The 14,270-nt window shown below is 71.2% G+C and carries 11 protein-coding genes and 1 pseudogene; 5 read left to right on the forward strand and 7 right to left on the reverse strand.

Annotated elements, in window-relative coordinates:
• Positions 1 to 18: 18 nt before the first annotated feature.
• The 4 genes from BJ975_RS07320 to BJ975_RS07335 are packed head-to-tail and all read left to right on the forward strand — an operon-like array spanning position 19 to position 5,168.
• Positions 19 to 618, forward strand: a complete 600-nt coding sequence (locus BJ975_RS07320) for an RNA polymerase sigma factor (RefSeq protein ID WP_269306845.1) — start codon at positions 19 to 21, stop codon at positions 616 to 618.
• The gene (locus BJ975_RS07325; protein WP_179424508.1) at positions 615 to 1,052 is read left to right on the forward strand and encodes a hypothetical protein; all 438 of its coding nucleotides are present in this window, start codon (positions 615 to 617) and stop codon (positions 1,050 to 1,052) included. The genes BJ975_RS07320 and BJ975_RS07325 overlap by 4 nt, the downstream gene beginning before the upstream one ends.
• A gap of 8 nt (positions 1,053 to 1,060) precedes the next feature.
• On the forward strand, positions 1,061 to 2,710 hold the full coding sequence (locus BJ975_RS07330; RefSeq protein WP_179424509.1) for a S8/S53 family peptidase: 1,650 nt from the start codon (positions 1,061 to 1,063) through the stop codon (positions 2,708 to 2,710).
• 7 nt (positions 2,711 to 2,717) lie between these two features.
• Positions 2,718 to 5,168 carry a CHAT domain-containing protein gene (locus BJ975_RS07335; protein ID WP_179424510.1) on the forward strand — a complete coding sequence of 817 codons (2,451 nt, stop codon included), beginning with the start codon at positions 2,718 to 2,720 and terminating at the stop codon, positions 5,166 to 5,168.
• 9 nt (positions 5,169 to 5,177) lie between these two features.
• On the opposite strand, the gene pyrF is transcribed toward BJ975_RS07335, so the two are convergent.
• From pyrF to BJ975_RS07370, 7 genes and pseudogenes are all read right to left on the reverse strand, one after another.
• Entirely contained in the window at positions 5,178 to 5,999 is an 822-nt protein-coding gene (gene pyrF / locus BJ975_RS07340) for an orotidine-5'-phosphate decarboxylase (RefSeq protein ID WP_179424511.1), read from the reverse strand.
• On the reverse strand, positions 5,996 to 9,310 hold the full coding sequence (gene carB, locus BJ975_RS07345) for a carbamoyl-phosphate synthase large subunit (RefSeq protein ID WP_179424512.1): 3,315 nt from the start codon (positions 9,308 to 9,310) through the stop codon (positions 5,996 to 5,998). The genes pyrF and carB overlap by 4 nt, the downstream gene beginning before the upstream one ends.
• Positions 9,294 to 10,415 (reverse strand): glutamine-hydrolyzing carbamoyl-phosphate synthase small subunit, encoded by a 1,122-nt coding sequence (gene carA / locus BJ975_RS07350; RefSeq protein WP_179424513.1) that lies wholly within the window; start codon positions 10,413 to 10,415, stop codon positions 9,294 to 9,296. Before carA ends, carB begins: the two co-directional genes overlap by 17 nt.
• Positions 10,412 to 11,704 carry a dihydroorotase gene (locus BJ975_RS07355; protein ID WP_179424514.1) on the reverse strand — a complete coding sequence of 431 codons (1,293 nt, stop codon included), beginning with the start codon at positions 11,702 to 11,704 and terminating at the stop codon, positions 10,412 to 10,414. Before BJ975_RS07355 ends, carA begins: the two co-directional genes overlap by 4 nt.
• Positions 11,701 to 12,633 carry an aspartate carbamoyltransferase catalytic subunit gene (locus tag BJ975_RS07360; protein WP_179424515.1) on the reverse strand — a complete coding sequence of 311 codons (933 nt, stop codon included), beginning with the start codon at positions 12,631 to 12,633 and terminating at the stop codon, positions 11,701 to 11,703. The genes BJ975_RS07355 and BJ975_RS07360 overlap by 4 nt, the downstream gene beginning before the upstream one ends.
• A pseudogene (gene pyrR, locus BJ975_RS07365) lies at positions 12,630 to 13,193 on the reverse strand (bifunctional pyr operon transcriptional regulator/uracil phosphoribosyltransferase PyrR); the annotation flags it as partial. The gene BJ975_RS07360 and the pseudogene pyrR, both read right to left, overlap by 4 nt.
• A 95-nt stretch (positions 13,194 to 13,288) precedes the next feature.
• Positions 13,289 to 13,687, reverse strand: coding sequence for a hypothetical protein (locus BJ975_RS07370; RefSeq protein WP_179424516.1), 399 nt, complete (start codon positions 13,685 to 13,687; stop codon positions 13,289 to 13,291).
• Between the two features lie 113 nt (positions 13,688 to 13,800).
• Between BJ975_RS07370 and BJ975_RS07375 the strand changes: the two genes are divergently transcribed.
• Positions 13,801 to 14,268 (forward strand): SAM-dependent methyltransferase, encoded by a 468-nt coding sequence (locus BJ975_RS07375; protein WP_179424517.1) that lies wholly within the window; start codon positions 13,801 to 13,803, stop codon positions 14,266 to 14,268.
• Positions 14,269 to 14,270: the final 2 nt, after the last annotated feature.

Raw genomic sequence — 14,270 nt, forward strand, 5'->3', positions numbered from 1 at the left:
GTGCGCACAATGAACTTCGTGACCAGTGAGAAGTCACCCGAACCAGCAGCTCCCGACGAGGGCCCGTGGATTCGCTCCGGCGAGGCCTTCGCCCGCTGGCGTGACGGGGACCGTGGAGCGATCGACGACCTCGTCCGGGAGATGACCCCCGTGCTGTGGCACGTCGTGCGGGCGTACCGCCTCGACGAGGACGTCTGCGAGGACGTCATCCAGTTCACCTGGCTGACCCTCGTGCGCAAGGCCGACGCCGTGGAGAACCCCCGCGCGGTGTCGTCCTGGCTCATCATCACGGCCCGGCGCCAGGCGTGGCGGGTCGCCTCACGGAACCGGCGCGAGGACCCGGCCGACGACGAGCTGCTCGCTCCCGTCCTGCCCAGCTCCCCCGCCGCCGAGTCCGAGGCGGTCGAGGCCGACGAGAGCCACCGGCTGTGGTCGGCGGTCGCCCAGCTCAACGAGCGCTGTCAGCGCCTGCTGCGGGTGATCGCCTTCGACGACCGTCCCGACTACCAGCACATCTCCGAGGACCTGGGCATGCCCGTGGGCAGCATCGGACCGACGCGTCGGCGCTGCCTCGAGAAGCTCAAGGCCGTCATCTCCGGCGAGGGGGCCACGTCATGACCGAGCGCGATCCGATCTTCACCGATCTGCGAGCGATGTACGAGGACCTCGATCCGCCGCCGGCCCACCTGGCCGACGCCATGATCGCGGCCATCGCCGCCGAGAACCTCGACGCCGACTACGAGCTGCTGAGCCTGTTGGGTCGCAGCACCGAGCTGGTGGGCACCCGGGGCTCGGGCGTCATCACCATCGAGTTCTCCCACGACGAGACGTCCATCCTGCTGCGCGTGGCCGAGGTCGACGAGACCACCCGCCGCGTGGACGGCTGGGTCACCGGCGCCGGCGCCAGCCACGCCCGCCTCACCGCAGGCGACCAGACCTGGACCGCCGACGTCACCGACGGCCGGTTCGAGTTCGAGTCGCTGCCCGCCGGGCTGATCCGCATCTACTTCTCGGGTGACACCGAGCTCGCCACCCCCACCTTCGAGATCTGAGGACCCACATGGCCCCCGAGAACAACGACGAGCGTCGCGTCCCGAGGCTGGAGCAGTTCGACGAGTGGACCCGTCACCGCTCCGTCGCCGAGGAGCAGGGGAGACTGCTCGCCGCGGAGTCCGGCGCGCAGGTCGACGGCGTCCGCGCCAACGCCACCGCCTACCTCAGCACCCGCCTGCTGATCTCCACCCTGATCGACGTCGAGGCCGCGATCGAGGTGCTGCGCGAGGCGGCTCGGCCCTTCGACTGGACCGTCGAGGAGGATCCCGACTACCCCCGCATCACGCTGGAGGAGTCCGAGGAGGAGCGTCGCAGCCGGGTCGAGCGCTACCCGTGGGCCACCGGCTCTCTCGGTCTGGCCCGGGTGATCATCGCCGCGACGCAGAACTCCCCCACCCGTCCGCCGGACGCGTGGACCCTGCTTCAGGCGGCGCGTGCCAGCAACCCCGAGGGTGACCTCCTGCGGGGCATCGGTCTCGACCACGTCCTCACGACCTCCCCGTTGACCCGGGGCAACCCCCTGACGCGGGGCAATCCGCTCACCCGGGGGAACCCGCTCACGCGCGGCAATCCGCTCACGCGCGGCAATCCGCTCACGCGGGGGAACTCCTTCGCGATCGAGTCCTACGCCGACCAGGGCAGCGGTGGTCGTCAGCCGGTGGCCTTCGTGGGGCCTGCTCCGGTGCGCAGTCCCGACGACCCCGACGCTCCGCGCCGGCCGCGGATCGGCGTGGTCGACACCGGCTGCGGCGAGCACACCTGGTTCACGTCCGCGGTCCACGACGGCTCCGGCCTGCTGGAGGGCGCGACGATCGGCCGGACCGACGCCGAGAGCGACCCCGAGCGGGTCGGCGACGTATCCGGGCCGCTCGACGGCTCACTCGACGAGGCGTCGGGACACGGCACCTTCATCGTGGGACTGCTTCACCAGGGCGCTCCCGACGCCGACATCCACTGGTGGCGGCTGCTCGACTCCGACGGCACGACGCCCGAGTCCGACCTGGCCACGGTGCTCATGCAGATCGCGAAGCTCGTGCGGCTGGGCGACGAGAAGGGACTGGCGCTCGACGTCCTGAATCTCTCGTTCGGCTACTACCACGAGACGCCGGTGGACCACCTCTTCGATCCCACGCTCTACGAGATCCTCGCGGCGATCGGCCGCACGGGCACCGTGGTCGTGTGCTCGGCGGGCAACGACGCCACCACGCGCCCGATGTTCCCGGCCGCCTTCGCGCCCTGGGACGGTGCGGAGCAGATCGTGAAGCACGATCCGCGCAGCACGCCGATCGTCGCGGTGGGGGCGCTGAACCCGAACCTCGTGACCGACGCGCTGTACTCGAACGCCGGCCCCTGGATCAGCGTGCACCGGCCGGGATCCTCGCTCGTCAGCACCATGCCGGCGTTCCAGGGTGGGCTGGAGCCGGTGGCCCGCATCCGCCACGGTCAACGCGACCGCGAGGCGATCGATCCGGACGACTTCCGCGGGGGCTTCGCGGTGTGGAGCGGCACCTCGTTCGCGGCTCCCGTGTACGCCGCCGAGCTGGCTCGAAGGATCGGTCGACACCTTCCGGCGCCCGACGCCCCGGCCCTGTCGTCGGAGAAGATCGTGGAGCAGAACACCGCAATCGTGGCCAAGCTGGCAGACGCTCGACCATGATGAAGGCATGCTCGCCGCGCAGGAACTCCATCGCCGGGGCCTCGAGCACCTTCATCAGTGGCGCTTCGCATCGGCCCGCCGGGAGTTCCGCCGTGCGCTGACGCGCGATCCCTCGGACGAGCTCCGCGCGCGGATCCTCGTCAGTCTGGCCCTGGTCGTCGCCGAGCTGGGTGAGCCGGACGCGGGCCTGGAGCTCTGCGCGGAGGCGCACGCGATCGGGGTCGACTCCCCCGAGATCACCGCCCTGATCACGAGCCAGGAGGCGGCGCTGCACCAGCGGCGCGGTGAGTACGAGCGGTCGCTCGCGCTGTACGAGCAGTCGATCGACGACCTCCCCGACGGCTCGCTCGAGCTCGCGAACAGCCTGAACGACCTCGGGGTGGTGCGCCTGAGGGTGGGTGACTTCGCCGCCGCGGAGGCCGACTTCGCCCGCACCGCCGCGGCCTTCGAGGAGCTCGGGGACGCGATCGGGCACGCCACGGCGCTGCACAACCGCGGATATGCCGCGATGCGGCGCTGGGACCTCGCGGCGGCCCTGCGCCTCATGGAGGAGGCGCGACCGGTGCTGGCGGAGGGCTCGCAGGTCGGGCTCGCTCTCGTCGACCAGGACCGTGCGGAGGCGCTGATCCACGCGGGCATGTCGAGTGAGGCCGTCCCGCTGCTCACCTCGAGCGCCGCGATCCTCGGTCGACACCGCCACCACCAGATGCGGGCGGAGTGCGAGTTCGTCGCGGCCAGGGCGATGCTCGCCACCGACCCGCAGCGGGCGCTGCGTCTGGCCCGGCGCACCGCCCAGCGCCTGCGCCGGATCGGCAGCGAGTCCTGGGCCCTGCGCACCGAGGTGGTCGTCGCCGTCGCCGAGGCACGTCTGGCTCCGGTGTCGTCGGCGTGGCTCGAGCGCACGGACCGGCTTGCGGGCGACCTGCGGGGCCACCACCTGGACCACGAGGCTCAGCTCCTCGACCTGAACGCGGCCCGCGCGGCCACGGGCATCGGCGAGGTCGACGTCGCTCTCGCGCGGCTCGAGCGCGGCCGCACGAGCGAGACCGACTCGCTCACGGAGCGGCTCCTCGAACGCGCGGCACTGTGCGATCTCGAGCTCGCGGCGGACAGGAGCTCCGAGGCGCTCGTACACCTGCGCACCGGCCTCGACCTCCTGCACGACTGGCAGTCGTCGTTCGGCAGTCTCGACATGATGAGCTCGGTCGTCGGCCACGGCCGTGGCCTCGCGACGACCGGGATCCGCATCGCGCTGGCGGACGGCGATCCCGAGGTCGTGTTCGAGTGGTCGGAGAGGGCGCGAGCCCTCACGTCGCGGGTCGTGCCGGTACGGCCGCCCCGCGACGACCGAGCGGCGGCCGACCTCATGGAGATCCGCACCCTCACCGTCACCGAGCCCGAGCCCGGCACCGCGGAAGCCCGTCGGCTCGCCGAGCTGCGCGAGCGGGTTCGTCGGCGGGCCTGGCTCGACGCGGGGTCCGGTGAGGTGCACCAGATCAGCGATCTCGAGGACGTCGAACGCGCGCTCGGTGCCGATACCGCCCTCGTCAGCTACCTCTGGGACGGCGACGCCCGCCTGCTCGCGCTCGTCGTGACCGACGCCGTGCGCCAGCTCGTGGACCTCGGTCCGTCCGCACCACTCGTCCGCGTGCTCGCGGGTCTGCGTGCCGACCTGGACGTCAACGCCAGCGTGCTCGGCGACGCGATGGCTCGGGTCGTGCGCCTCGGCCTCGAACGGCGCCTGGCCGACGTTGCTGCCGCGCTCGTGCAGCCGGTGCTCGACCTGATCGGTGACCGGCGGGTCGTCCTGGCGCAAGCCGGCATCCTCGCCGGTGTCCCGTGGTCGATGCTGCCCGGGCTGGTCGGACGTCCCGTCACCGTCGCCTCGGGCGCCACACGCTGGCTCGCCGTCCGCGGGCTGCCCCAGCCTCGCTCCGCCGGCCTCGTGGCAGGACCGGGCGTGCCGCGCGCGATCGAGGAGGTCAAGCAGTCGGCAGCGCGCTGGCCGGGCGCGGTCGCTCTCACCGACGGCGACGCGACCGTCGCGGGAACCCTCGAGCTCGCCGGACGGGTGGACCTCCTGCACGTGTCGGCTCACGGCCGTCACGCCGTGGAGAACCCGCTCTTCTCCGGGCTGCTCCTCGCCGACGGCCCCCTGTTCGGGTACGACCTCGACCAGCTGGCCGAGGTGCCCGAGGTCGTCGTCCTCTCGGCGTGCGAGGTGGGTCGCTCGACGCAGCGCTGGGCCGAGGAGTCGCTCGGCATGGTCAACGCGTGGCTGCACGCCGGCGCACGATGCGTGATCGCCTCGCCCGCGGCGGTGGCGGACGACGAGGCCTGTGAGGTCCTGCAGGACGTGCACCGTCTCATGGCCGCCGGCACTCCCCCGGCCGTGGCCCTCGCCGAGGCCACCGCCGACCGGCCGACCTCGTTCGTCAGCTTCGGCGCCGGCTGGTGACGGCTGGCGTCAGAGCAGGGACAGGGCGTCGTTGGTGGCGGCGGCCGCGGCGCGCAGGGCGGTGACGTCGGGTCCCTTGGACAGGACGTCGCGCGAGGTGCTCGGGACGATCTGGTCGGTGACGGTGCCGAAGAGGCGGCGCAGGTCGTCGACCGTGCCGCCCTGGGCGCCGTAGCCCGGGACCAGGATCGGTCCGTTGAACTCGAGGCGCTGGGTGTCCAGGTGCGCCACGGTGGCGCCGATGACGGCGCCGAACGACCCCATCGGGTCGGCGCCCTCGTTGGCGTGGCCCAGCTCGACCAGGACCTCGTCGCCCACCGACATGCCGGAGGACGTCGTGGCGGCCTGGTAGCGGATCGCCTCCGGGTTGGAGGTGAACGCGAGCACGAACACGCCCGCGTCGTTCTTCTCCGCGGCGGCGAAGAACGGCGTCAGCGAGCCGAAGCCCAGGTACGGGCTCACGGTGATCGCGTCGGCCGCCATCGGGGCGTCGTCGTCGAGGTAGGCGTCGGCGTAGGCGCCGGCGGTGGAGCCGATGTCGCCGCGCTTCACGTCGAGGATCGTCAGCGTGCCGGTGTGCCGCAGGTCCTGGAGCGTGCGCTCCAGGATCGCGACGCCGGCCGCGCCGAACCGCTCGAAGAACGCCGACTGCGGCTTCACGAACGCCACCTTGCCGGCGAACGCCTCGACGCACGTGGCGGCGAAGCGGTCGAGCCCGTCGACCGAGTCCTCCAGCCCCCACTCCTCCAGGAGGTGGGCGTGGGGGTCGATGCCGACGCACAGCGGACCGTACGCCTGCATCGCCACGTGGGCGCGGCTGCCGAAGCTCATCGCGCGACCGTCTCCGCCCAGGACTGCAGCGGCCGCACGCCGATGCTGCCGGCGATCTCGGCCTCGATGCCCTGCACCGCGGCGGCGAGCGCCTGCACGGTGGTGAGGCACGGGATGCCCTCGGCCACCGCGGCCGTGCGGATCTCGTAGCCGTCGACGCGCGCGTTGGCGCCGCTGGAGAGGCCGTGCGGGGTGTTGACGATCAGCTGGACCTCGCGGTCGTTGATCTTCTGCACGACGGTGCTGCCCTGCGAGCCCTCCTCGTGGAGCTTGCGCAGCACCGTGGCCTGCACGCCGTTGCGCTGCAGCACCTCGGCGGTGCCGCTCGTGGCGAGGATCTCGAAGCCGAGGTCGGCCAGGCGCTTGATCGGGAAGATCATGTGGCGCTTGTCGCGGTTGGCCACCGAGACGAAGACCGTGCCCGAGGTGGGCAGGCCGTTCTGAGCACCCGAGGCCGACTGGCTCTTGGCGAACGCCGAGCCGAACGACGCGTCGATGCCCATGACCTCGCCCGTCGAGCGCATCTCGGGACCGAGCAGCGTGTCGACATATCGACCGTCGTAGGTGCGGAACCGGTTGAACGGCATCACCGCCTCCTTGACCGCGATGGGCGCGGTGGCCGGCAGCCGGCCCCCGTCGCCCTCGGCGGGCAGGACGCCGGCCGCGCGCAGGTCGGCGATCGACTCGCCGAGCATGAGGCGCGCGGCGGCCTTCGCCAGCGGCGTGGCCGTGGCCTTCGAGACGAACGGCACGGTGCGCGACGCGCGCGGGTTGGCCTCGAGCACGTAGACCGTGTCGGAGCTCAGCGCGAACTGGATGTTGATCAGTCCGTGCACGCCGACGCCGCGGGCGATCGCCTCGGTGGAGGCGCGGATCTTGTCGATCTCGAGGCTGCCGAGGGTGATCGGCGGCAGCGCGCAGGCCGAGTCGCCGGAGTGGACGCCGGCCTCCTCGATGTGCTCCATGACGCCGCCGAGGAACAGCTCCTCGCCGTCGAAGAGCGCGTCGACGTCGATCTCGACCGCGTCGTCGAGGAAGCGGTCGACCAGCACCGGCCGGTCGGGCGAGATCTCGGTGGCGTTCTCGATGTAGGTCGAGAGCGACTCCTCGTCGTAGACGATCTCCATGCCGCGGCCGCCGAGCACGTACGAGGGGCGCACGAGCACGGGGTAGCCGATCTCGTCGGCGATCTGCTTCGCTCCCTCGAACGTGGTGGCGGTGCCGTGCTTCGGCGCCGGCAGACCCGCGGCGGTGAGCACGCGGCCGAAGGCGCCACGCTCCTCGGCGAGATCGATCGCCTCGGGCTGGGTGCCGACGATCGGGACGCCCGCGGCCTTCAGGCCCGCGGCCAGACCGAGCGGCGTCTGGCCGCCGAGCTGCACGACGACGCCCGCGACGGGTCCGGCCTGCTGCTCGGCGTGCACGACCTCGAGCACGTCCTCCAGCGTGAGCGGCTCGAAGTAGAGCCGGTCGCTGGTGTCGTAGTCGGTGGAGACGGTCTCGGGGTTGCAGTTGACCATGACGGTCTCGTAGCCCGCCTCGGACAGCGCGAGCGACGCGTGCACGCACGAGTAGTCGAACTCGATGCCCTGGCCGATGCGGTTCGGGCCCGAGCCCAGGATGATGACGGCCTCGCGCTCGCGCGGCTCGACCTCGGTCTCCTCGTCGTAGGACGAGTAGTGGTACGGAGTCTTGGCCGAGAACTCGGCGGCGCACGTGTCCACGGTCTTGTAGACGGGACGGACGCCCAGCGCGTGCCGGACGCCGCGGACGACGTCCTCGGACAGGCCGCGGATCCGGCCGATCTGCGCGTCGGAGAAGCCGTGGCGCTTGGCGTGCTGGAGCAGCTCGGGCGTGAGGCGCTCGGCGGCAGTGAGCTCGGCGGCGACCTCGTTGAGCAGCGCGAGCTGGTCGACGAACCACGGGTCGATCGCAGTGGCCTCGAAGACCTCCTCGGGCGTCGCCCCGGCACGCAGCGCGTCCATGACCTCGCGCAGGCGGCCGTCGTGCGGCACCGACGCCGACTTCAGCAGCGCCTCCTTGTCGAGGTCGACCCATTCGCGCTCCCACGAGAACACGGCATCGGGACGCTCGAGCGAGCGCAGCGACTTCTGCAGCGCCTCGGTGAAGTTGCGGCCGATGGCCATCGCCTCGCCGACCGACTTCATGTGCGTGGTCAGCGTGGCGTCGGCGGCCGGGAACTTCTCGAACGCGAACCGCGGGACCTTGACGACGACGTAGTCGAGCGTGGGCTCGAAGCTCGCCGGAGTCTCCTGCGTGATGTCGTTCGGGATCTCGTCGAGGGTGTAGCCGATGGCGACCTTCGCGGCGATCTTGGCGATCGGGAAGCCGGTGGCCTTCGACGCCAGCGCCGACGAGCGCGAGACGCGCGGGTTCATCTCGATGACGACGATGCGGCCGTCGACCGGGTTGACCGCGAACTGGATGTTGCAGCCGCCGGTGTCGACGCCGACCTCGCGGATGACGCCGATCGAGATGTCACGCAGACGCTGGTACTCGACGTCGGTCAGCGTCATCGCCGGGGCGACGGTGATCGAGTCACCGGTGTGGACGCCCATCGGGTCGAGGTTCTCGATGGAGCAGACGATCACCACGTTGTCGGCGGTGTCGCGCATGACCTCGAGCTCGTACTCCTTCCAACCGAGGATCGACTCCTCCAGGAGGACCTCGGTGGTGGGGCTCAGCGCCAGGCCGGAGCCGGCGATGCGGAGCAGGTCGTCGTGGTCGTACGCCAGGCCCGAGCCCGAGCCGCCCATCGTGAACGAGGGCCGCACGACGACCGGGTAGCCGCCGAGCGTCTCGACGCCGGCCTCGCACTCCTCCATCGTGTGGCAGATGACCGAGCGGGCCACCTCGGCGCCCCACTCCTTCGGCAGGTCCTCGACGATCGCCTTGAAGGTCTCGCGGTTCTCGCCCTTCTCGATCGCGTCGATGGACGCGCCGATCAGCTCGACGCCGTACTTCTCCAGGATCCCCGCCGCGTCCAGCTGCATGGCGCAGTTGAGCGCGGTCTGGCCGCCCAGGGTGGCCAGCAGCGCGTCGGGGCGCTCGGCGGCGATGACCTTCTCGACGTACTCGGGGGTGATCGGCTCGACGTAGGTCGCGTCGGCGAACTCCGGGTCGGTCATGATCGTGGCCGGGTTGGAGTTCACCAGGACGACGCGGATGCCCTCCTCGCGCAGCACGCGGCAGGCCTGCGTTCCCGAGTAGTCGAACTCGCACGCCTGGCCGATGACGATCGGGCCGGACCCGATGACCAGGACGGACTCGATGTCAGTGCGCTTCGGCACGGGCTGCCTCCATGAGGTCGGTGAAGCGGTCGAAGAGGTAGCCGGCGTCGTGCGGACCCGCGGCGGCCTCGGGGTGGTACTGGACGCTGAACCCGGGGCGGTCCAGCAGGGCGATGCCCTCGACGACGTCGTCGTTCAGGCACACGTGGGTGACCCGGGCCGGGCCGTAGGGCGTCTCGAAGTCCTCGTCGAGGGGCGCGTCGACGGCGAAGCCGTGGTTGTGCGCCGTGATCTCGACCTTGCCGGTGGTGCGGTCCTGCACGGGCTGGTTGACGCCGCGGTGGCCGTACTTGAGCTTGTAGGTCCCACGGCCCAGCGCACGGCCGAAGATCTGGTTGCCCAGGCAGATGCCGAAGTAAGGTGTGCCGCGCTCGAGGACGCCCTGCACGAGCTCGACCTGGTGGTCGGCGGTGGCGGGGTCGCCGGGGCCGTTCGACATGAACACGCCGTCGGGGTTCAGCTCGAGCACCTCGTCGAGCGTGGAGGTCGCGGGCAGCACGTGCACCTCGATGCCGCGCTGCGCCATCAGCCTGGGGGTCATGCCCTTGATGCCGAGGTCGAGCGCGACGACCGTGTACTTCTTGTCGCCCTCGGCCGGCACGACGTGCGCCTCGGGGACGGTGACGTCGGCGAGGTAGTTCGACCCGGTCATCTCGGGAGCGGCCGTGACCTGCGCCAGCAGCTCCTCGGCGTCGAGCTCGGTACTGATGCCGGCCCGCATCGAGCCGCGCTCGCGCAGGTGACGCGTGAGGGCGCGGGTGTCGATGCCGCTGATGCCGACGACGCCGCTGTCGGTGAGCAGGTCGTCGAGGCTGCGGTCGGCGCGCCAGTTCGAGCGCTGGCGGGCGGGGTCGCGCACGACGTATCCGTCGACCCACACCTGCCGGGACTCGAAGTCCTCGGCGTTCGCGCCGGTGTTGCCGACGTGCGGGGCCGTCATCACGACGATCTGGCCGCGATACGAGGGGTCGGTGAGCGTCTCCTGGTAGCCGGTCATGCCGGTGTTGAAGACGATCTCGGCCACGGTGGTGCCGGTGGCGCCGTAGGAGCGGCCGCGGAACGTGCGACCGTCCTCGAGGACCAGGATGGCGGGGGGATGCGTCACTGACCGATTCCTTCCACGAGATGTCCGCCCAAGACGGTGGCCTTCCCGGCGAGGAACGTCGCGACCACGCGGCCCGGCAGCTCCCGTCCGGCATAGGGGGTGTTGCGCGACAGGCTGGCCGTGTCGGCGGGTTCGATCGTACGCGTGGCCGCCGGGTCGTAGAGCACCACGTGGGCCGGTTCGCCGACCGCCAGCGGGCGGCCGTGATGTGCGACACGCCCGATGCGCGCCGGGGTGGCGCTCATGACCTCGGCGACGCGCTCCCAGCTGAGGGCGCCGGTGTCGACCATCGTCTGCTGGACGATCGACAGGGCGGTCTCGAGACCGATCATCCCGAAGGCGGCGGCACCCCACTCGCACTCCTTGTCCTCCATGGGGTGCGGGGCGTGGTCGGTGGCGACGATGTCGATCGTGCCGTCGGCCAGACCCTCCCGGACGGCGAGGACGTCGTCCTTGCTGCGCAGCGGCGGGTTGACCTTGTAGATCGGGTCGTAGCTGCGGACGAGCTCGTCGTCGAGCAGCAGGTGGTGGGGCGTGACCTCGGCGGTGACGTCGATGCCGCGGCTCTTGGCCCAGCGCACGATCTCGACCGAGCCGCGCGTGGACAGGTGGCACACGTGCAGGCGGCTGCCGACGTGCTCGGCGAGCAGGACGTCGCGGGCGATGATCGCCTCCTCGGCGACCGCGGGCCATCCGGTGAGGCCGAGCTCGCCCGACAGCGGGCCCTCGTTCATCTGCGCGCCCTCGGTGAGGCGCGGCTCCTGGGCGTGCTGGGCGATGACGCCGTCGAACGCCTTGACGTACTCCAGCGCGCGGCGCATGAGGACCGCGTCGCTCACGCACTTGCCGTCGTCGCTGAAGACGCGGACCTGGGCGGCCGAGTCGGCCATCGCGCCGAGCTCGGAGAGCCGCTCCCCCTCCAGTCCGACGGTGACGGCGCCGATGGGCTGCACGTCGGCGTAGCCGTGCTCGCGGCCGAGGCGCCAGACCTGCTCGACGACGCCGGCCGTGTCGGCGACGGGCTCGGTGTTGGCCATCGCGAACACGCACGTGAAGCCGCCGCGCGCGGCGGCCTGGGTGCCGGTGCGGACGGTCTCGGCGTCCTCGCGGCCGGGCTCGCGCAGGTGGGTGTGCAGGTCGACGAGGCCGGGCAGCGCGATCAGGCCGGTGGCGTCGACCGTCTCGTCACCGGACAGGTCGGCTCCGATCGCGGTGATGACCCCGTCCTCGATGAGGATGTCGGCGGTCTCCGCGCCCAGGATCCGGGCGCCCTTGATGACCGTGCTCATGCGTTCTCTCCTTCAGTGGCTCCACCGAGGAGCAGGTACAGGACTGCCATCCGCACGGCCACGCCGTTGGTGACCTGCTCGACGATGACGGAGCGGTCGCTGTCGGCGACGTCGGCGTTGATCTCCATGCCCCGGTTCATGGGTCCGGGGTGCAGGACGATCGCGTGGTCGGGCAGCCGGTTCATGCGGGCGACGTCGAGCCCGTAGCGACGGCTGTACTCGCGGGCGCTGGGGAAGAACGAGGCGTTCATCCGCTCGCGCTGGACGCGCAGCATCATGACGGCGTCGGCCTTCTCCAGGCTCGCGTCGAGGTCGTAGGAGGTCTCGACCGGCCAGGACTCGACGCCGACCGGAAGCAGCGTGGGCGGGGCCACGAGCGTGACGTTCGCGCCGAGCGTGTCGAGCAGCAGCGCGTTCGAGCGGGCGACGCGGCTGTGCAGGACGTCGCCGACGATCGTGACGTTCTTGCCCGCGAGGTCGCCCAGGCGCGAGCGCATCGTGAACGCGTCGAGGAGGGCCTGCGTGGGGTGCTCGTGCGTGCCGTCGCCGGCGTTGACGACCGCGCCGCGCGTCCACTCGGAGGTGGCGAGGCGGTGCGGGGCGCCGGACGCGTGATGGCGGATGACCACCGCGTCGGCGCCCATGGCCTGCAGCGTCAGCGCCGTGTCCTTCAGGCTCTCGCCCTTGCTGACGCTCGAGCCCTTGGCGCTGAAGTTGATGACGTCGGCCGAGAGGCGCTTCGCGGCGGCCTCGAAGCTGATGCGCGTGCGGGTGGAGTCCTCGAAGAAGAGGTTGACGATCGTGCGGCCGCGCAGGGTGGGCAGCTTCTTGATGGGGCGCTGGGCGACGCTGAGCAGCTCCTCGGCGGTGTCGAGGATGCGCACCGCCTCGTCGCGGGTCAAGTCGCCGGCGCTGAGGAGGTGCTTCACGCGTCGCTCCCCTCGATCGTGACCGAGTCGTCGGTGCCGTCCGTGTCACCGAGCCGCACGCGGACCTTCTCGGTCTTGGAGGTCGGGAGGTTCTTGCCGACGAAGTCGGCGCGGATCGGCAGCTCGCGGTGGCCGCGGTCGACCAGGACGGCCAGCTGCACGGCCTTCGGGCGACCGAGGTCGCTGAGCGCGTCGAGTGCGGCCCGGATCGTGCGGCCGCTCATGAGTACGTCGTCGACCAGGACGACGACGCGCCCGTCGATGTCCTCGGGGACGTTGGTGTGCTCCAGCGCGCGCGGGGCCTTCAGGCGCAGGTCGTCGCGGTACATCGTGACGTCGAGCGCGCCCGGCTTGATGGTGGTCCCCTCGACCTCGGCCATCTTCGCGGCGATCCGCTCGGCGAGCTCGACTCCGCGGGTGGGGATCCCGAGGATGACGACACCTTCGGCGTCGCGATTCTTCTCGAGGATCTCGTGGGTGATGCGTGTCAGCGCACGCGAGACATCGGTGGCATCCATGACGGTGCTCAAGCCGACCTCCTTCTCCGCCTCACGGGACGGTGGTTAAAGGATGGTTCGGGGCGACTTTATCAGTGGGCGTCGTTCGGCTCTGCGCACGGTGCGCGCGCCGGACGGGGCCCGGGGGACGAGTCTTTCTACCTCTCGGTCGCTGGGGCGACATCTTGGTACCAAGATGTCGGCGCGAGCGCGACGACGCCTGCCGCCAGGCCGGTGGCCAACAGCAGGTAGACGGTCAAGAAGGTCGCTCCACCGTCCACGACCGATGCGAAGGCCCACGCGAGGGACGCCAGCGACGTCACCGCCCACACCCACCGCGTACGCCCCAGCCGTCCGACCCGCAGCCCGGACAGACCGAGCAGAGCCGCCAAGAGACCAAGTCCTGATCCGAGGGCGGTCACCAGCACGAACGCGGCGTTGACCTCCGACTCGAAGACCACGCCCCCGAGGACCTGCCGGTCGCTCGACGCGTAGGCGACGGCACAGAGGATCATCCAGACGGCGAGGACGAAGCCCGAGAGCGCCGCGACGACCATGGCTGCTCTCGCGCCCCACGAAGGGGGTGTCGGGCCTGTTGCGTGCATCCGTCGAGGGTGGCAGGCCGGAAGCGCGCACCGCAAGTGAACGCCGAGGTGCGCTAGAACGAGACATGCGCACCTTCGAGATCCGACCGATCGGTGTCGTCCGGAACCACCGGACGGACGTGCAGCACTCCGATCAGTGGGGCGCGGTCCACAGCACGATCACCGTCGACGAGCGGTTCGGGGAGGCCTGCCTCCAAGGGCTCGAGAGCTTCTCCCACGTGGAGGTGCTGTTCGTGTTCGACCAGTTCGACGAGCCCAGCGAGCCCGGTGAGCCGCAGCCGTACCGCGGGCGCGCCGACCTCCCGACCATGGGGATCTTCGCGGGGCGCGGGCCACGACGGCCGAACCGGATCGGCGTGACCTGCTGCCGCATCGATGCGGTCGACGGACGCGAGCTCACCGTGGTCGGCCTGGACGCCGTGGACGGCACGCCCGTGATCGACCTCAAGCCGACGATGGTCGAGTTCGTGCCGACCGACGCGCGTCAGCCGGCGTGGGTCAGCGCGTTCATGTCCGAGTACTTCGACGACTGAGC

Source organism: Aeromicrobium tamlense (assembly GCF_013408555.1).
Lineage (GTDB): Bacteria > Actinomycetota > Actinomycetes > Propionibacteriales > Nocardioidaceae > Aeromicrobium > Aeromicrobium tamlense.